Source organism: Rhizobium cerradonense, from assembly GCF_030182455.1.
Taxonomy (GTDB): domain Bacteria; phylum Pseudomonadota; class Alphaproteobacteria; order Rhizobiales; family Rhizobiaceae; genus Rhizobium.
In genome coordinates, this window is record NZ_JAQJCK010000002.1 from 57,519 (window position 1) to 76,712 (window position 19,194).

The following is a 19,194-nucleotide window of genomic DNA, read 5'->3' on the forward strand; positions in this document are numbered from 1 at the left end:
GGTTAACGTTATTTTGCCGTTTTGCTCTTGCGAAGCCGATCACTTTCTGGCATAGAGCTGATGAATTAGGACAGGGTTGCTGTCCTATTTTGGCCGCCAAGGCCGAAGATGCGCTAGAGGGTCCTGACGATATCGGGATTTCGAGCTATAGTTACCGCGAGCATGTCCTATCGAGCCGTGAGGCGATCAGGCGGAGCGGCGGTGGAATAAGCAAGGCGCGGAACGCTGACGACGGGCTCCACCAAGGAGTCATGGTCTGCGGCCCGATCTTCACAATGCAACAGCGCTGTCGCGCGTCGGACCCGATAACGGGGCGGCGCGGGACGAAGGATCGCCCGCGATGCGGGCCTTACCGGAGGGAAAACGATGACGAACAGGACGCCGTCCATGACTTTTGACCATATCGCAGCAGCAGAGGCTGCCGCCACGGTCAATACGTCGAAACGTGCCGATCGTTTGGCCTCGGGAGGCCTCCCGCCGAAGCAGGGCCTCTATGATCCGCGCAATGAACATGATGCCTGCGGCGTTGGTTTTGTCGCGCATATGAAGGGCCAGAAGTCGCACCAGATCGTGCGCGACGGCCTGTTCATTCTGGAAAACCTGACGCATCGCGGCGCTGTCGGCGCCGATCCGCTGATGGGCGATGGCGCCGGCATTCTTGTGCAGATTCCGGACCGCTTCTTCCGCGAGGAAATGGCCTTGCAGGGCGTTACCCTGCCGAAGGCCGGCGAATATGGCGTCGGCCATTTCTTCCTGCCGCGCGACGAGGCGCTGATCGAGCATTTCAAGACCGCCATCAAGCAGGTCGTCACCGAAGAGGGCCAGGTTCTGCTCGGCTTTCGCGATGTGCCGGTCGACAACTCCTCGCTCTCGAAGGCGCCTGACATCGCTGCCACCGAGCCGCATCATGTGCAGGTCTTCATCGGCGCCGGCCGCGATGCCGGCACGCATGAGGAATTCGAGCGCCGCCTGTTCACTCTGCGCAAGGTGATCTCCAACCGCATCTATGCGGAATATGAGGGCGAAGAGAGCAACTTCTACCCGGTCTCGCTGTCGAGCTCGACCGTGGTCTACAAGGGCATGTTCCTCGCCTATCAGGTCGGCGCCTATTACAAGGATCTCGCCGATCCGCGTTTCGAATCGGCCGTCGCCCTCGTGCACCAGCGCTTTTCCACCAACACCTTCCCGTCGTGGAAGCTGGCGCACCCCTATCGCATGGTTGCCCATAACGGCGAAATCAACACGCTGCGCGGCAACGTCAACTGGATGGCGGCGCGCCAGGCATCGGTCTCTTCGCCGCTCTTCGGCGACGACATCTCCAAGCTCTGGCCGATTTCCTACGAAGGACAGTCGGACACCGCCTGCTTCGACAACGCGCTCGAATTCCTCGTGCGCGGTGGCTATTCCATGGCGCATGCCGTGATGATGCTGATCCCGGAAGCCTGGGCCGGCAACCAGTTGATGGCGGCGGAACGCAAGGCGTTCTACGAATATCATGCCGCCCTGATGGAGCCGTGGGATGGTCCGGCCGCTGTCGCCTTCACCGATGGCAAGCAGATCGGCGCGACGCTCGACCGCAACGGCCTGCGTCCGGCCCGCTATCTCGTCACCAACGACGATCGCGTCATCATGGCGTCCGAAGCCGGCGTTTTGCCGGTTGAGGAAGAAAAGATCATTCAGAAGTGGCGCCTGCAGCCGGGCAAGATGCTGCTCATCGATATGGAAAAGGGCCGGATCATCTCCGACGACGAGGTGAAGTCGGAGCTTGCGACCAAGCATCCCTATCGGAGCTGGCTCAACCGCACGCAGTTGATCCTCGAAGACTTGAAGCCGGTGGAGCCGCGGGCGCTGCGCCGCGACGTGTCGCTGCTCGATCGCCAGCAGGCTTTCGGCTATACGCTGGAAGACACCAAGATCCTGATGTCGCCGATGGCGACGACGGGGCAGGAGGCGATTGGCTCCATGGGCACGGATACGCCGATCTCGGCCATGTCAGACAAGCCGAAGCTGCTCTATACCTATTTCAAGCAGAACTTCGCGCAGGTCACCAACCCGCCGATCGACCCGATCCGCGAAGAGCTGGTGATGAGCCTCGTCTCCTTCATCGGCCCGCGCCCGAACCTGCTCGACCATACCGGCATGGCCAATGCCAAGCGGCTGGAAGTGCGTCAGCCGATCCTGACCAATGGCGATCTGGAAAAGATCCGCTCGATCGGTCATACGGAAGACCGTTTCGACACCAAGACGCTGGACTTCACCTATGATGTCGAGCGCGGTGCCGAAGGCATGCCGGAAATGCTGGACCGTCTCTGCGAGCGTGCGGAAGCTGCCGTTCGCGGCGGCTACAACATCATCGTGCTGTCCGACCGCCAGATCGGGCCGGACCGCATCGCGATCCCGGCGCTGCTGGCGACGGCGGCCGTTCACCATCACCTAATCCGCAAGGGGCTGCGCACGTCGGTCGGTATCGTCGTTGAAACCGGCGAGCCGCGCGAAGTGCACCATTTCTGCCTGCTCGCCGGCTATGGCGCGGAGGCGATCAACCCCTATCTCGCCTTCGACACGCTGCTCGACATGCATCAGCGCGGTGACTTCCCGAAGGAAGTCGATGCGAGCGAAGTCGTCTACCGCTATATCAAGGCGGTCGGCAAAGGCATCCTCAAGGTCATGTCGAAGATGGGCATTTCGACCTATCAGTCCTATTGCGGCGCGCAGATCTTCGATGCGATCGGCCTGCAGCAGGAACTGGTCGACAAGTACTTCTTCGGCACGGCGACGATGATCGAAGGCATCGGCCTCGAAACCATTGCCGAGGAAACCGTTGCCCGTCACAAGTCGGCTTTTGGCCGTGATCCGATCCTGGCAAGCACGCTCGATATCGGCGGCGAATATGCCTACCGTATGCGCGGTGAAAGCCATGCCTGGACGCCGGATGCTGTCGCCGCCCTTCAGCATGCCGTGCGCGGTAATGCTGCGGACCGCTATCGCGAGTTCTCGGAGATGGTCAACCAGTCGGCGCTCCGGATGAACACCATCCGCGGTCTCTTCAAGATCAAGGGTGCGGAAACACTCGGCCGCAAGCCGATCTCGGTCGACGAGGTCGAGCCCGCCGTCGATATCGTCAAGCGCTTCTCGACAGGCGCCATGTCCTTCGGCTCGATCAGCCGTGAGGCGCATACGACGCTGGCGATCGCCATGAACCGCATCGGCGGCAAGTCGAACACCGGCGAAGGCGGAGAAGAATCCGACCGCTACATGCCGCTCTTCGACGGTTCGCCGAACCCGGAACGCTCCGCCATCAAGCAGATCGCCTCCGGCCGCTTCGGTGTGACCACCGAATATCTGGTCAATGCCGACGTGCTGCAGATCAAGGTGGCGCAGGGTGCCAAGCCCGGCGAAGGCGGCCAGTTGCCCGGCCATAAGGTCGACGCCACCGTCGCCAAGACCCGCCATTCGACGCCGGGTGTGGGCCTGATCTCGCCGCCGCCGCACCATGATATCTACTCGATCGAAGATCTGGCGCAGCTCATCTTCGACCTGAAGAACGTCAACCCGACGTCTGATGTGTCGGTCAAGCTCGTCTCGGAAGTCGGTGTCGGCACCGTCGCCGCCGGCGTTGCCAAGGCGCGCGCCGATCACATCACCGTTGCCGGCTTCGACGGTGGTACGGGCGCTTCGCCGCTCACCTCGCTGAAGCATGCGGGTTCGCCCTGGGAAATCGGCCTTGCTGAGACACAGCAGACGCTGGTGCTGAACGGGTTGCGCTCACGCGTCGCCCTGCAGGTGGATGGCGGTCTGAAGACCGGCCGCGACGTCATCGTCGGCGCGCTGCTCGGCGCAGACGAATTCGGTTTCGCCACCGCGCCGTTGATTGCGGCCGGCTGCATCATGATGCGCAAGTGCCACCTCAACACCTGTCCAGTCGGCGTTGCGACGCAGGACCCGGTTCTGCGCAAGCGCTTCAAGGGCACGCCGGAGCATGTCATCAACTACTTCTTCTTCGTTGCGGAGGAAGTGCGCGAAATTCTCGCCTCGCTTGGCGCTACCAAGCTGGACGACATCATCGGCGCTTCGGAACTGCTGGAGAAGGATGATATGCTCGCCCATTGGAAGGCCAAGGGGCTCGACTTCAGCCGCATCTTCCACAAGGTCGATGCGCCGAAGGAAGACACCTATTGGACGACCGTGCAGAAGCACCCGATCGTCGACATTCTCGACCGCAAGCTGATCGAGAAGGCAGAGCCGGCGCTTGCCAGCAAGACGCCGGTCGCCTTCGAAGTCGACATCAAGAACGTCGACCGTTCGGCCGGTGCGATGCTGTCGGGCGCCGTCGCCAAGCGCTATGGTCACCGCGGCCTGAAGGATGACACGATCAACGTCACGCTGAGAGGCACGGCCGGCCAGTCCTTCGGCGCGTTCCTGGCGCGCGGCGTCACCTTCAACCTCATCGGTGACGGTAACGACTACGTCGGCAAGGGTCTTTCGGGTGGCCGCATCATCATCCGTCCGCCGGAAAACTCGCAGATCTCAGCCGAACATTCGATCATCGTCGGCAACACCGTGCTTTACGGCGCGACCGAAGGCGAATGCTACTTCCGTGGCGTCGCCGGTGAGCGTTTTGCGGTGCGCAACTCCGGCGCCATCACCGTCGTCGAAGGCGTGGGTGACCATGGCTGCGAATATATGACCGGCGGTGTCGTCGTCGTGCTCGGCGAAACCGGCCGCAACTTCGCAGCCGGTATGTCGGGCGGCGTCGCTTATGTGCTCGACGAGAAGGGCGATTTCGCCCGTCGCTGCAACATGGCGATGGTCGAGCTGGAACCGGTTCCGGAAGAGGATGAATTGCTGGAGAAGCTGCATCATCACGGCGGCGACCTCATGCACAAGGGACGCGTCGACGTCTCCGGTGACATGACCCGCCACGACGAAGAGCGCCTCTACCAGTTGATTTCGAACCATTTCCACTACACCGGCTCGACGCGGGCAAAGGAAATCCTCGATCACTGGGCCGACTACCGCCCGAAATTCCGCAAGGTCATGCCGGTTGAATACCGTCGTGCGCTGGAAGAGATGGAGCGTAGCCGGATGGGTGTGGCGGCGGAGTGATCCGCTGCACCTCCTCTTCCTTCGAGGATTTCGCGTCCAGTTGCGATCGCAACTGTCGAAAAGCGGAATCGGTTTTGAATTACAGTGCCGGACAAGGCAGCGGGATTTGCCTTCAGGCACGGGAGCCATCGGCTCCTCTATTTAGCGTGAGGAAACGAAAGCATGGGCAAGGTAACAGGCTTCTTGGAAATCGACCGGCAGGTTGGCAAGTATCAGCCGGCGTCGGACCGCATCCGGCATTTCCGCGAATTCACGATCCCCATGTCGGACCAGGAAGTGCAGAAACAGGCAGCACGCTGCATGGACTGTGGCATTCCCTATTGCCACGGCCCGACCGGCTGCCCGGTCCACAACCAGATTCCGGATTGGAACGACCTCGTTTACAACAACAATTGGGAAGAGGCGATCCGCAACCTGCATTCGACCAACAACTTCCCGGAATTCACCGGCCGCGTCTGCCCCGCACCTTGCGAGGAAGCCTGCACGCTGAACCTCGAGGATGCCCCGGTCGCGATCAAGACGGTCGAGCAGGCCATTGCCGACAAGGCCTATGAACTCGGCTTCATCCGTCCGGAACCGGCAACCGTCCATACGGGCAAGAAGGTCGCCGTCATCGGCTCCGGCCCCGCCGGCATGGCGGCGGCTCAGCAGCTTGGCCGCGCGGGTCACGAAGTCCATGTCTACGAGCGCGAGACGAAGCCCGGCGGGCTGCTGCGCTACGGCATTCCGGACTTCAAGATGGAGAAGAACTTCATCGACCGCCGCGTCGAGCAGATGAAGGGCGAGGGCGTGACCTTCCATTGCGGCGTCAATGTCGGCGTGGACGTCAAGGTCGAGCAGCTTCTGGCGGACTATGATGCGGTTCTTTATTGCGGCGGCTCGGAAACCCCGCGCGAAGCCGGCATTCCTGGCACGACGCTAGCAGGCGTCCATGACGCCATGCCCTATCTCGTGCAGCAGAACCGCCGCATCGGCCGCGAAAACATCGACAGCATCGGCTGGCCGTCCGACCCGATCCTTGCCGGCGGCAAGCATATCGTGGTCGTCGGTGGCGGCGATACTGCGTCCGACTGCGTCGGCACCGCGTTCCGCCAGGGTGCCGTCAAGGTGACCCAGCTCGATATCCGCCCGCAGCCGCCGGAAAAGGAAGACAAGCTCGCCGTCTGGCCCTTCTGGGCGACGAAGATGCGTACCTCCTCCTCGCAGGCCGAGGGCGCCGTGCGCGAATTCCAGGTGGCAACGCTGGAATTCATCGGCGAAGACGGCGTACTGACCGGCGTGAAGTGCTGCGAAGTGGATGAGCGCCGCAAGCCGATTGCCGGCACGGAGTTCGTTATCCGCGCCGATCTCGCCTTCATCGCCATCGGCTTCCGCGGTCCGTTCACCGACAGCGTGCTGAAGGAACTCGACGGCAAGCTGACGCTCAACACCGACAAGCGCGGCTCGACTAATGTCGTCGCCGACGACAAGGACTATAGGACCTCGGTCGACAAGCTCTGGACCGCCGGCGACGCCCGCCGCGGCCAGTCCCTGGTCGTCTGGGCCATCCGCGAAGGCCGCCAGGCCGCCCGCGCGATCGACGAAGCCCTGATGGGCTCGACGGTGCTGCCGCGGTAAACTTCGCCGCCACCTTCATGCAGGTTATCGGAGGGCCGGGTTCGTGATGAGCCCGGCCCTTTCTCTTTATCTGTTTGCTGCGATGTTCCAGTTATAGATGCAGCGATCGAGACCGATCGCGATTTCCAGCACTGCGACGTCGTGGTCCATTGCCGGCCGTTTCTTGGACTGACTGCGATAGCGTTGAGGAAAGTCCGTGCGTTTCGAGATCGAGCAGATCTCCATCCATTTGTCGCCGTTATCGACCTCAATATCCATGGTGACCTCAGAATAGGCCGGAAGGCGATCGGATGGCACGATCCTTGTCGGCAGATGGATCACCGAGGCGATCATTCGGCGGACCGGTTCCAGGGCGGCGGCGTGGTAGTCATTGCCGCTGTCGGCGGTGAAGGCGCATTGGAATTCAAGCTGCCAGAATTCCTTGAGACGAACATGCTTGGTCGATTGGTCCTGTTCCCGGCGATAGGATTTTCCAGCCTGCCAAATACACAATGGCAGCCGCGTTCTGGAATGATTTCCGAGAAGATGCTGCATATAGGCATAGGTTGATGGCGTCGTTTCGGGCCGCAGCACAAGTTCGGCTTCCGTCTTTGATAGCCGCTCCTGTACCCATATGTCCGAATTGGAATAGGCATCCGAGACGAGGCTTCGAGGCATCAAGACCGGAGCTTCGACCCTTCGGATATCCCAGGCGGGGTTTGCGGATCGTAGAACGCTGCCGACTTCATCGGAAAAGAACCGGATGAGATCGTCGCGGAGCCGGATATCCCGCTCTTCCCAATGAACGAGCGAATTGACGTGATAGATATTGAGCACGTGCCTTTCTCCATGGGCAACGTTGATGTCTTGAGGTGAGGGCTTTACGTCCAGCAGCCGCCGGACACGCCAATCGCTCCGGCTGTCACGACTGGACGCGGAGACCTCGGCCGGAGAAAGCGCGCAAAACCACAGCCTGCAGGCAGGTGCGGTTGCGATCGATATGATCTGCGCTGTTCAAGCTCATGCAGTGCTTGTATTGGCGGGTTGCGGCGTTGTCAAACAACCGATTGCCCTGCGTGGACAGCTATCCGCGTAGCGCCGCCGGAAGCACAAATCGCCTAAGCACCGTATCACCGACGGCCGGCTGGAGCGTGGGATTATGGTATAATCCTGCCAACACGACGGCCGTTATGTTCAAGCTGGGAATGACATAGAGTCTTTGTCCACCCCAACCAACGGCGGCGGTCCAGCTAATCTCCTGCCGATCGATCAGCGATCGTCCCAGCCACCATTGGAACCCGTAGAAATACAAGCCTTCACCCTGGACCTGCGGTGACGTAACCTGATCGATCCAGGCTGGTGAAAGGATCCTGGCGTTGTTCCAGGCGCCTTTATTCAACACCAATTGACCGATCTTGGCCACGTCGCGGGGCCGCATGCGCAAGCCGGACGCGACATTGGGCGTTCCGTCCCAGTAGCGAATCCATTCCACCTCTTCGATGCCAAGGGGCTCGAAGAGATATTCCTTCGCAAGCTGATCCGGCCGCCGACTCGATGCCCTATGCAGAATGGCGCCGAGCAGAGCGGTCAAGCCACCATTATAGGTATAGACAGCGCCGGCCGGCCTGGCGACGTTCTGTTCCAGAACGTAGCGGTGAGGGTCAGCAGCCTCCATCATGCGGCGCTCGCTGTTGGCTGGATCGCTGTAGGGCAACTCCTCGCTCCAGGCTAAGCCGGCGGACATGGTGAGCAGATGGCGGAGCGTTATCCTATCTTTTTCCGGCGTGCGGAGATCGGCATGATCAGGAAAAAAGGAGAAAACCGGCGTATCGAGGTCGTCGATCCAGCCGTTTTCGATGGCGATGCCGACGAGCAGAGAGGTGATGCTTTTGGTGATAGAGCGAAGATCGTGTTTGAGGCCTGCATGGAAGGCCACGCGGCCTAGCGGAGTCCCCCATGTCCTGTCCTCGCCGGTGAAATATCGCTCGTAGACCAGTTTGCCATGGCGGGCGATCAAGATGGCATGGGCATTTGCCTCTGTCCACGCTTCGAAATGCGGACCGATCCCTCGCAATCTGTCCGCATCGAAGCCGTGCTCCTCAGGGATTGATGATATCCATCCATCCGCTGATACTTCCGGTAGACCAAGGTCTGCGTGCGATTCCAGCATGCGATTGCCCTTGTTTTGTTAGTAGCCGGTGGTGGTTACGGTGCAGTCGTAGCCGCCGGCAGTCGGTAGTCGTCGACGCGTCCGGTCGGCGCCGGGGCCATCTGGCCTTTCTCGACCAGGAGGTCGCGAGGAGATTGGGTGACGGAATTGTGGGCGGGAGCGCCGCCGAGAAGCTGTGCGCCGCCGTCGAGATTGGGGTCGGAAAGGCTCACCGGCTGTGTGCGGGTGATCATTTCCATCTCCGTCGGCGGCAGGTTGACTTGTTCGGCCGGCAGTTGATTGCCGGTGTCGAGGCGGATGATATCCGGGCTCGCCTGGTCACCGAGCAGTCGGCGCGTCGGTTTTTCGACGTAAAAGGCGACCTTGCGTTTTCCCGCTGCCGTGAGATTGACACCGTCGGAGGTTCGGAGCCGCACCTGCTGGCCGTTGATATCCGAGCCAGTGACGATGAACTCGCCGTTCTCGTCGGTGAAGCCGTCCCAGATATCGATGAATTCGCCGCCGACGCTTTCGACCTTGCTTTGGTAGAGTTGGTTGAGCTTCACCGCATCGGCCGTCATCTGGTCGGAGCCGAAGGGTGGCAGGCCGACCCAGAGGAGGGGGATATGGCGGTTCGTCACCAGCCTGCCGAACTGCTGCACGCGCTCCTCATAGGCAAGGTACCAGGGGTCGGTGCCGAATTTTTCGTTGAGCCCGTCACCCGTCATCTGCTGGCGATCGTTGGCGCCGATCATGACGACGACCATGGCGGGTTTCAATTGATCCAGCATGGCCGGCAACTGTTGCGGCCAGTTGTAATAGTCCTGGCGCACCAGGCCGGAGGCGACAGTGCTGCGTGTCTGTACGACGACGCCGGGCGAGGTGGAAAAGGCATCTTCCAGCCCGTCGCCCAGGCCGCCCGCCAGAAAATCGCCGACGACGAGGATCGTCTTGGCATCCGGCAGTTTCTGGATCTCCGGTGGCGGCTCCGGCTGAGCCACCACTACCTGGCGCGGCGGTGGAGCGATCCGTTTGCGCGGCGGCCGAATCGCGCGTCTCGGCGGAGGTTGATAGGGAATATCGGGCTCCGAACGGCCGAACAACATTTCAAGCAATGTCCTGCGCGGCCGCTCCTGCGCCTCGGCTGCCGTCAGCAGACAGGCAAACGCCAAAAGGCCTGCAAGAAGTGCCGTGAACATCGTTCTTGCAGCAGTCATGGTCGCGCGGGCAGGTCGGTTTTTCATCGGGCTCTTTTCCGCTCGCTGCGCCATGGTTGCATGAAGGCCGTGCCGCCGTCCAGTCAATCCAAGGCTCATCTCGACCGCGGCGACCTATTTGCGCAGGGCGTTCAACAGGTTCATCGACGGCTCGCCGTCGGCGCTCATGCCGAAACGCTGCTGAACGGCGGTAATGGCGGCCTTGGAGCCGGAGCCAAAATTGCCGTCGACGACGCCGTCGTAATAGCCGAGCTCCTTCAGGCGGGTTTGCAGCTCGAATTTCTGCTTTACATCCAGCGTGCCGCTCGGGCGCGGCCAGGATTGCTGCACGCCGCCATAGCCGGCGATCTGATCGGCCAGCAGGCCAACGGCGAGCGCGTAGCTGTCGGAGGCATTGTAACGCTTGATGGTGAAGAAGTTGCCGGCCATCAGGAAACCGGGGCCGCCAGCTCCGCCCGGCATCTTCAGTTGCGCGCGGTCGGATGTCAGGCGGAAGCTCTTGCCGTTGGGGCGTACGAAGCCCATGGCAGCCCATTGTGCGATCGTGTGGGTCTTGCCGACCTGCGCTGCGCCGCCCGGCGGTACGGTCACTTCGTAGCCCCAGGTGCGGCTGGTGCTCCAGCCGTTCTTTGCCAGCAGATTGGCGGTCGTTGCCAGCGCGTCGGGAATGGAGTTCCAGATATCGGCATGGCCGTTGCCATCAGCGTCGACCGCATAGAGCAGGTAGCTGGTCGGGATGAACTGCGTGTGGCCCATGGCGCCGGCCCAGGAGCCGTTCAGCTCGTCGCGCGGCACATCGCCGCTCTGCAGGATCTTCAGTGCCGCGATCAATTGCTTTTTGGCGTAGCCGGCGCGCTTCGGATCGGCATAGGCAAGCGTCGCCAGAGCGCGCGGCACGTAATGCAGCTTCTCGTCCTTGGCGAGCACGGCACCGTAATTTGATTCCATCGACCAGATCGCGAGGATAATATTGCGATCCACGCCGAAATGCTGTTCAAGGGAACGGAGTGTGGAACCGTATTTGGCCGCCATCTTCCGGCCAACATCGACGGTATAGGGATTGACGCGGGAATCCAGATAATCCCAGATCTGGGATTTGAATTCCGGTTGATACTGCGCTTTTTCGAGGACCGTGGGGTCGGGGTCCGTTACGCCGGCAAATGCTTTGCGATAGGTTGACTGCGTGATGCCGCTTTTGGCTGCGGTATCGTAGAAGCCCGCGATCCATTTCTGGAACCCGGGGTCCGCATTGGCGTTAATGGGAGTTAGTCCCGCAAAGGCACCGAACGCGAGCGCCAGAGCGAGACCACGAAGGGAGTGTTTGCGGTTTGGGGTCATCAACAGCCGTGTCCATCAATACTTGGATTTCGGTGCGGCGATGCCGGTGGCATTCGCCCAAGCGTGACACTACAGGAACGAAGTCAACAAATTCTTTACCATGGAAGCCAGGGTCAGTCATCATTTGCAAAACAGTAGCAAATTTATACTACTGACCCTTCGATTAGCTTTGGCGCAAAAGCGACGTAATTCCCCAGGAGGTATGCGTGGGACAGCATAAAAAGGTGCGTAAGGCAGTATTTCCGGTCGCCGGACTAGGGACGCGGTTCTTGCCGGCGACCAAGGCGGTGCCGAAGGAGATGCTGACCGTCGTCGACAAGCCGGTGATTCAGTACGTCGTCGACGAGGCGATGGAAGCGGGCATCGAGCATTTCGTGTTCGTGACCGGCCGCAGCAAGCATGTCATCGAGGACTATTTCGACATTCAGTTCGAACTCGAGCACACGCTGCGCCAGCGCAACAAGAATGCCGAACTGTCGCTGCTGAACGGCCTGCTGCCGAAGGCCGGCACGGCGAGCTTCACGCGCCAGCAGGAGCCGCTCGGCCTCGGCCATGCCGTTTGGTGCGCCCGCGAGATCGTCGGCGACGAACCGTTCGCGCTGCTTTTGCCCGACATGGTCATGCGTGCCGAAAAGGGCTGCATGAAGGGTATGATCGAGCTTTATGAGCATAGCGGCGGCAACGTCATCGCCGTCGAGGAATGCGCTCCGGACCAGACGCATAAATACGGCATCGTCGGCGTCGGCGAAACGATCGGCAGCGGCTTCCGCATCACCGAAATGGTGGAGAAGCCGGCCAAGGGCACGGCTCCGTCGAACTTCTTCATCAATGGCCGCTACATCCTGCAGCCGGAGATCTTCCACATCCTGGAGCGCCAGGAGCGCGGTGCCGGCAATGAGATCCAGTTGACGGACGGCATGCTGAAGCTTGCGCAAGAGCAGGATTTCGCCGGCTATCACTTCCAGGGCCAGACTTTCGACTGTGGCGCCAAGGATGGCTTCATCCTCGCCAACGTCGCCTTCGCGCTCGCCCGCGCGGACATCCGCCCGACCATCGAGGATGGGTTCAAGGCGCTGGTCGAGGCGTTGAAATAGTAGAAAGATCAGAAGCACCCTCTCCCCGCTCATGCGGGGCGAGGGAGTGACCGGGGCTTTACTTCTTCACCGTCAAGCCCACGCCCGCCTGGAGCTGCCGCGTATCGTCGCCCGTCTTTCGTGACGTGAGCTGATAGCCGACGTTACTGGTCAGATCGAGATAGCGATTGATGCCCCAGGTCAGGCCGAGGGCCGCATCATATTCGGTTTCGTCGGAGATGGTGCTGCCGGACGGATAGTCGCGCCAGATCGTGCCGCCGGTCAGCTTGGCCGTGAGATCGTCGCGTAGTTCCTGGCTCAATGTGCTCGTCAACTGATAGGCGGTGTAGCCGCTTTCGCCCGCCGTCGTGGAGGGTTGGACCGTTGTCGAAAGGCCGATGCTGACGTCGGTGCCGCGCTGGGGCGACCAGGCGAGATTGCCGTCGACAGTCGGCGAATCGATCGAAGCCAGGCGCGAATCATCGAATTCCGTATGCTGGTAGCCGAAACCGAGCTCGCCTTTCATCTTGTCGCCAAGATCGAGCTCGATACCCGCCTTGCCGCCATAGCTTTGGTTCGAGCGGGCGTAGCCGTTGCTGTCGTGGGACTGGTCGTAGAAGGTGCGGCCGAGATCGGCCTCCAGGAAGGGGATGAGGACAGGCGACAATTCGTAGCCGATGCGCCCGCGCCAGGTGCCGGCCGTCTGATTGCGGTCGCTAAGCGTCACCTGCGTTCCGTCCGACAGGGTGGCATCGGAATAGATGGTGCGGGTTAGCGCCACGGCCGTCGTGCCGCGCAGCAGGCCGAAATCGCGCTCCAGCGATGTGCCTGCGTTGAATTGATTGACGGCCGACTGCTTCGAGGCGCCGGCAATCGCGTTCGGGTCGCTCGTATCTTCGCGGAAGAACTGATAGCCGGCGGCGATATGCGCGGTGGTGTCACTGGGAAGATCAAGGCGCAGATCGGCGTTGATATTGACATTCGGCTGTTCGGCGCCGCTGCCGCTCAGGTTTTTCTGCCAGACGCCCTCACCGGTGACGATCAGCGCATGGCGGTCCCAATCCGATGTCAGGGTGCTGCGCAGATCGGTCTGCAGGAAGCTCCGATCGTCATTGGTCGAGCCGGTGCGGTTGCGCTCGAAGTTGATGGACTGGTTGACGGAAGGCCGCAGAGTGAAGGTGCCGAGCGGTATGCCTTGCACATCCTCGCGATCCGGATGCTGCCGCGCTTTCAGATCATCGACACTGGTCTCGCGCAGATTGACGCGGCGCAGATCGTCATCCAGCGTCGAGCCCGTCGTGGTCGGATCGATGCCGAGTCGCAGGCGTGAACTGGACGACGTGTCCGGATCCGTCGTCGTCTGTTTCGCGGCTTTGGTCGTCTTGGATTTGGAGGATGTCGTGCCCGTCGTGTCCGAACCGGGAAGATCGAAACTATCTGTGTCGGTCGATGCTGCCGTCAGATTGGTGCTGGAACTCTGGCTCGCGTCGAGCGATTGCGCCTGAACCGGCATCGGCATGGCGAATGCAGCCCAGCCCAGCAGAGCGGATGCAGCGCATGCCGTCAGCCGGAGGGAGCCACCACCCGCCTTGTTCTTGCCGATGTCCATTTGATCTATGTCTGGCCTTACTGGAAATGCTTTAAATCGTTACCCAAGCGTAAAGGCCCATGGTTAACGCTTCCTTGCCAGCCGACTACAAGGAGTCATGGTGACGGAACTGGCTTTGGTGGCGCGACGGCCGATCTCCGCTGCACAAAATCGATCTCCGGTGGACAGATTTGCAGAAAAGCGTTAGGCCTCCCTCATGAATAAGAGAGCTGTAAGACTCATCGAGAACGGTGCGATCGAATCCGCGATGCGGACGATCGAGACTGAGAGACGGGGCATGGAGGCGCTGGAACGCGCCCTGACCAATGGTCTGGCCGAGCCCTTCAGCCGCGCGGTCGAGATCATCGGCGACATCAGCGGCCGCGTCATCATCACCGGTGTCGGCAAGAGCGGTCATATCGGCAACAAGCTTGCCGCCAGCTTGGCCTCCACCGGAACTCCGGCCTTTTTCGTGCATCCGGTCGAGGCCAATCACGGCGATCTCGGCATGATCACGCAGGACGACGTCATCATCGCGATGTCCTGGAGCGGCGAAAGTGCGGAGTTGCGCGGCATCATCAGCTATTCCCGCCGCTTCTCGATCCCGATGATCGCCATTACATCGGGCGAGACCTCTACGCTGGCGCGCGAATCGGATGTCGTTCTATTGCTGCCTAAGGAACAGGAAGCCTGCCCGCACGGGCTGGCGCCCACCACATCGACGCTGCTGCAGCTCGCGATCGGCGATGCGCTCACCGTGGCTCTGCTGGAGGCGCGCGGCTTCACCGCCGAGGATTTCCGCACCTTCCATCCGGGTGGCAAGCTGGGCGCTAGCCTCTCGCATGTCGCCGATATCATGCACAAGGGCGATCGCGTACCCCTGGTCAAGCTTGGCACGGGCATGCGCGAAGCGGTCATGACGCTAGCGCAAATGCGCTTTGGTTGCGTCGGCGTCGTCGATGATGACGGTTGCCTTTGCGGCATTGTGACCGATGGCGACATTGCCCGCAATCTCGGCAACAGCCTTGCGGAGATGCGCGTGGACGAGGTGATGACGCGCAATCCGAAGACGGTGAAGGAAACGACGCTGGCGACCGGCGCCATGGCCGTGCTCAACCGTCATAATATCTCGGCGCTGATCGTCGTCGACGATGCCCGGCGGCCTGTCGGCATCGTCCATTTCCACGATCTGCTGCGGATCGGCGTCGCCTGATCAGACGGGTTCGACCGTGAGGTCGCGGCCGCTGCTGGCGACGACCTTGACGCGGGTACCGACTGGCAGATCCGGTCCGCTGACCGTCCAATAGGTATCGTTCAGGCGAATGCGCCCCCGGCCTTCGGTGATCGGTTGGTCGAGCGTCGCCGTGCGTCCGACCAAGCTGGCGCTGCGCTGGTTGAGGAACGGCTCGTCGGTGGCCTGGCTGTTGTTATAGAGATAATGGCGGCCGATGAGGGTGACGATCACGGCCGTCGCGGCGAAGACAAGTCCCTGCAGTTGCCAGACCCAGAAGGCGCTATCCCAGAAAAGCAGCGACAAAGCGCCGACGATGATGCCGGCCAAGCCGATCCATACCAGGAAGAAGCCCGGCAGGATCAGTTCGGCCGCGAGCAGAATCAGACCTACCAGCCACCAGCTCCAGGGGCCGAGTTCGACGACGAGATTGTCGAACATTTCAGCTCTCCTTTGATGTCAGCGGATTGATCGTCGGCGTGGTGCGTGCAGGGCCTGTCCGGGGACGAGGAGGCTGCGGCGCGCCGCTGCCATCGCCATTGTCGCCGAAGACTTCGCGGGCGATAGCGCCGATGCCGCCGAGCGAGCCGATGATGGAGCTGGCCTCCATCGGCATGAGCACAATCTTCGAATTGCCGGCCGAGCCGATTGCGCTCAGGGCTTCGGTGTATTTCTGCGCAATGAAGTAGTTGATCGCCTGGACATTGCCCTCGGCAATCGCCTCGGACACCACGCGCGTCGCCCTGGCTTCAGCCTCGGCTAGGCGCTCGCGGGCCTCGGCATTGCGGAATGCAGCCTCCCGCTGGCCTTCGGCCTGTAGGACAGCCGCCTGCTTGGCTCCTTCGGCGCGCAGGATCTGCGCATTGCGCAAGCCTTCCGCTTCGAGAACCTGCGCACGCTTTTCGCGCTCGGCCTTCATCTGCCGCGCCATGGCGTCGACAAGATCCTTCGGCGGCTGGATGTCCTTGATTTCCACGCGCGTCACCTTGATGCCCCAGGGCTCGGCTGCTTCGTCGACCACGCGTAGCAGCCGCTCGTTGATGGCGTCGCGGTTCGACAGCAATTCATCGAGGTCCATCGAGCCCATGACGGAGCGGATGTTGGTTTTGGTGAGATTGAGGATCGCGGTTTCGAGATTGGTAATCTGATAGGCAGCCTGCGCCGCATTCAGCACCTGGAAGAAGGCGACCGCATCTGCTGAGATGCTGGCGTTGTCCTTGGTGATGACCTCCTGCGTCGGCACGGCGAGGACCTGTTCCATCACGTTCATGCGTGCGCCGACCGTTTCGATGAAGGGCACGATCAGATTGAGCCCCGGCTCCAGCGTGCGCATATAGCGGCCGAAGCGCTGGACCGTGTAGCGATATCCCTGCGGCACCGTTTTGATACCCGCAAACAGCACCAGGATGACCAAAACAACCAAGGCAACCGCAAAGATGCTGAACCCACCGATTACCATAAAATCCTCCATGGACGCCCCACACGATGCAGGGTTTGCGTCACTTCAAAGCACTGCCGCGATCTCTGCGTATTCGGGCGAACAAGCGACGCAGCAGGTCAATCAGATGTGGTGGGTTAGCATGTTCTCGGCAAGGGCGGAATGGGCGCTGCCATCCGACTCCTTGCCCTATTTCACCGTACGAAAGGGCGGGGGGAAATCTCGTTGTTTGCGGCTGGAACAGACGGTTCCGTCACCCTCCCAATTTCACTCAGGCCTTGCACCTGACCGCACATGTTCATACCTTAAGGGGAGGAAAAGTATCCGGTTTCTGCCGCCGCGCGACCCTCCGAGCCGTGGCATGGCACATCACCAGGGTGAGACGATGAATATCGACAGGACTTTGCGGTCAATCGTGGCCGTGCACGCTTCAATTCCGGACGATGCCTTTACGGCTGGGGCGCTGGGAACCCGGCGGGAAGGCAGCGGTGTGGTCATCAGGGATAACGGACTGGTTCTCACGATCGGCTATCTCATCACCGAGGCCGAGGAGGTTTGGCTTACGACCAATGAAGGCCGCGTGGTGCCCGCCCATGCGCTTGCCTATGATCAGGAGACCGGTTTCGGTCTGGTCCAGGCACTCGGGTCGCTTGGTGTCCCCGCTTTGGAATTCGGCAACGTGGCCAAGGCCGCGATCGGCGATCCCGTGGTGATTGCCGATGGGGTCGGTCAATTCGTCCGGGCAAGCATCGTGGCCAAGCAGGAATTCGCCGGCTATTGGGAATATCTGCTGGAGGAGGCGATCTTCGTCGCGCCCGCCCATCCTTCATGGGGAGGTGCCGCGCTTCTCGACGCGCACGGCAAGCTATTGGGCATCGGCTCACTTCACCTGCAGATGGCCTCACAAAATAACGAGGCTGCCGATATCAATATGGTCGTGCCGATCGATTTGTTGCCGCCCATTCTTGATGATCTGCTCAACCGCGGTCAGGTCAATAAGCCGCCCAGACCTTGGCTCGGGGCTTTCTCCGCCGAAAGCAATGGGGAGGTCGTGGTCATGAGCGTGGCAGAAGGAGGTCCGGCCGCCCAGGCGGGCCTGCGTCGCGGCGACGTCATCTCCGAGATCCGGGATGGGGAAGTGGACAGCCTGGCCGATTTTTACCGCAAGGTCTGGGAAAGCGGCCCCGCCGGTGCAGAAATCCCCATGAGGATATTGCGCAACGGCCGCGAAGCATGGCTACGCATCAAGTCGGCCGACCGCAGCAGCTTTCTGAGGAAGCCGCAGTTGCAATGAGGCAGGGCGGTCGTGGCGGCGGCTGGAACAGCATCCGACGCCACGGGCGCATGGCAGGCATCAAATCCAGCCAAGCAACTCCCGCCTGACCACTTTTTCCAGCACCCGCATGCCATCCTCGGTGTCGTTCAGGCAGGGAATGTGCGTGAATTTCTCGCCGCCATTGTGGCGGAAGGATTCGGCGGCCTGTTCGGCGATTTCTTCGAGCGTTTCCAAGCAATCCGAGACGAAACCGGGGTTGAGGACGGCGATGCGTTTGGTGCCCTCCTTGGCAAGGCGCTCCACCGTCTTGTCGGTATAGGGTTGCAGCCATTCCTCCGGTCCGAAGCGGGACTGGAAGGTGAGCATGAATTGGTCTTCGGAGAGCCCGAGCTTTTCGCGCAGCAACCGGCTGGTCTCGACGCATTGCCGATAATAGGGATCGCCCTTCTCGGAATAGGAAAGCGGAATGCCGTGGAAGGAGGCCAGGATCTTCTCCGGTTGCCAGTCGAGCGTGGCGAGGTGCCGGGTGACGGAGTTGGCGAGCGCCTCGATATAGGTGGGATCGGCATGATAATCCGGCACGGTGCGCAGTGCCGGCTGCCAGCGCATGGCCATCAGCTTTTCGAAAGCCTTGTCATTGACGGTGGCAGTGGTCGCAGCCGCATATTGCGGATAGAGCGGAAACAGCAAGATACGGTCGCAACCCTGATCCTTCAGCACCTGGATGCGCTCGCCGATCGACGGCTTGCCGTAGCGCATCGCCCAATCGACGATAACGTCCGGTAAGTCCATCAGCCGCGCCGCCATCAAATCCGATTGGTTGCGGGTATAGGTGCGCAGGAAACTTTCGTTCTTTTCCTTGTTCCAGATCGTCTCATACGCCTTGCCGACCTTGCCGGGGCGGGTGTTGAGGACGATGCCGAACAGGATCGGATACCACTTCCATGGCGACCACTCGATGACGCGCTTGTCCGTCAGGAATTCGCGCAGATAGCGCCGCATCGACGTGTAGTCGGTGCCGTCGGGTGTGCCGAGATTGACGAGAAGGACGCCGATCTTGCCGGATTTTTGCTGCGATTGGCCAGTCGGGGCTTCTGCGATCATCAATTGTGGTCCTCTCAACGAAACGGAGCACCTCACATAGGAACAAAAACCGGCCCGGGAAAGCCCGGACCGGCTGAC

Annotated in this window: 13 protein-coding genes; 5 read left to right on the forward strand and 8 right to left on the reverse strand. The window is 61.2% G+C overall.

Annotated elements, in window-relative coordinates; genetic code table 11:
- The first annotated feature begins 366 nt into the window (after positions 1-366).
- Together gltB and PH547_RS04480 are read left to right on the forward strand one after the other, a co-directional pair.
- Entirely contained in the window at positions 367-5,106 is a 4,740-nt protein-coding gene (gltB, locus tag PH547_RS04475) for a glutamate synthase large subunit (protein ID WP_285167598.1), read from the forward strand.
- Positions 5,107-5,268: 162 nt separating this feature from the next.
- Entirely contained in the window at positions 5,269-6,723 is a 1,455-nt protein-coding gene (locus PH547_RS04480; protein ID WP_285167599.1) for a glutamate synthase subunit beta, read from the forward strand.
- 66 nt (positions 6,724-6,789) lie between these two features.
- On the opposite strand, the gene PH547_RS04485 is transcribed toward PH547_RS04480, so the two are convergent.
- The 4 genes from PH547_RS04485 to PH547_RS04500 all read right to left on the reverse strand — a co-directional run bounded on the left by PH547_RS04485 (position 6,790) and on the right by PH547_RS04500 (position 11,406).
- The gene (locus PH547_RS04485) at positions 6,790-7,539 is read right to left on the reverse strand and encodes an aminoacyl--tRNA ligase-related protein (RefSeq protein ID WP_104824257.1); all 750 of its coding nucleotides are present in this window, start codon (positions 7,537-7,539) and stop codon (positions 6,790-6,792) included.
- A gap of 247 nt (positions 7,540-7,786) precedes the next feature.
- Entirely contained in the window at positions 7,787-8,872 is a 1,086-nt protein-coding gene (locus PH547_RS04490; RefSeq protein ID WP_104824256.1) for a serine hydrolase domain-containing protein, read from the reverse strand.
- A 35-nt stretch (positions 8,873-8,907) separates the two neighbouring features.
- Positions 8,908-10,095, reverse strand: coding sequence for an SGNH/GDSL hydrolase family protein (locus PH547_RS04495; RefSeq protein WP_483315529.1), 1,188 nt, complete (start codon positions 10,093-10,095; stop codon positions 8,908-8,910).
- Between the two features lie 87 nt (positions 10,096-10,182).
- On the reverse strand, positions 10,183-11,406 hold the full coding sequence (locus tag PH547_RS04500) for a lytic murein transglycosylase (protein ID WP_285167601.1): 1,224 nt from the start codon (positions 11,404-11,406) through the stop codon (positions 10,183-10,185).
- 206 nt (positions 11,407-11,612) lie between these two features.
- On the opposite strand from PH547_RS04500, the gene galU reads away from it, so the two are divergent.
- A complete protein-coding gene (galU, locus tag PH547_RS04505; RefSeq protein WP_285167603.1) occupies positions 11,613-12,500 on the forward strand; it encodes a UTP--glucose-1-phosphate uridylyltransferase GalU in 888 nt (295 codons plus the stop codon).
- A gap of 58 nt (positions 12,501-12,558) precedes the next feature.
- On the opposite strand, the gene PH547_RS04510 is transcribed toward galU, so the two are convergent.
- Entirely contained in the window at positions 12,559-14,088 is a 1,530-nt protein-coding gene (locus tag PH547_RS04510) for an outer membrane beta-barrel protein (protein WP_285167605.1), read from the reverse strand.
- Between the two features lie 196 nt (positions 14,089-14,284).
- On the opposite strand from PH547_RS04510, the gene PH547_RS04515 reads away from it, so the two are divergent.
- Positions 14,285-15,280 carry a KpsF/GutQ family sugar-phosphate isomerase gene (locus PH547_RS04515; protein ID WP_285167606.1) on the forward strand — a complete coding sequence of 332 codons (996 nt, stop codon included), beginning with the start codon at positions 14,285-14,287 and terminating at the stop codon, positions 15,278-15,280.
- On the opposite strand, the gene PH547_RS04520 is transcribed toward PH547_RS04515, so the two are convergent.
- The gene (locus PH547_RS04520) at positions 15,281-15,739 is read right to left on the reverse strand and encodes an NfeD family protein (RefSeq protein WP_285167608.1); all 459 of its coding nucleotides are present in this window, start codon (positions 15,737-15,739) and stop codon (positions 15,281-15,283) included.
- Between the two features lies 1 nt (position 15,740).
- Positions 15,741-16,757, reverse strand: a complete 1,017-nt coding sequence (locus PH547_RS04525) for an SPFH domain-containing protein (protein WP_285167609.1) — start codon at positions 16,755-16,757, stop codon at positions 15,741-15,743.
- 364 nt (positions 16,758-17,121) lie between these two features.
- Between PH547_RS04525 and PH547_RS04530 the strand changes: the two genes are divergently transcribed.
- On the forward strand, positions 17,122-18,030 hold the full coding sequence (locus PH547_RS04530) for a S1C family serine protease (RefSeq protein WP_285167886.1): 909 nt from the start codon (positions 17,122-17,124) through the stop codon (positions 18,028-18,030).
- 60 nt (positions 18,031-18,090) lie between these two features.
- On the opposite strand, the gene hemH is transcribed toward PH547_RS04530, so the two are convergent.
- Positions 18,091-19,116 carry a ferrochelatase gene (gene hemH / locus PH547_RS04535; RefSeq protein ID WP_285167611.1) on the reverse strand — a complete coding sequence of 342 codons (1,026 nt, stop codon included), beginning with the start codon at positions 19,114-19,116 and terminating at the stop codon, positions 18,091-18,093.
- Positions 19,117-19,194 lie beyond the last annotated feature (78 nt).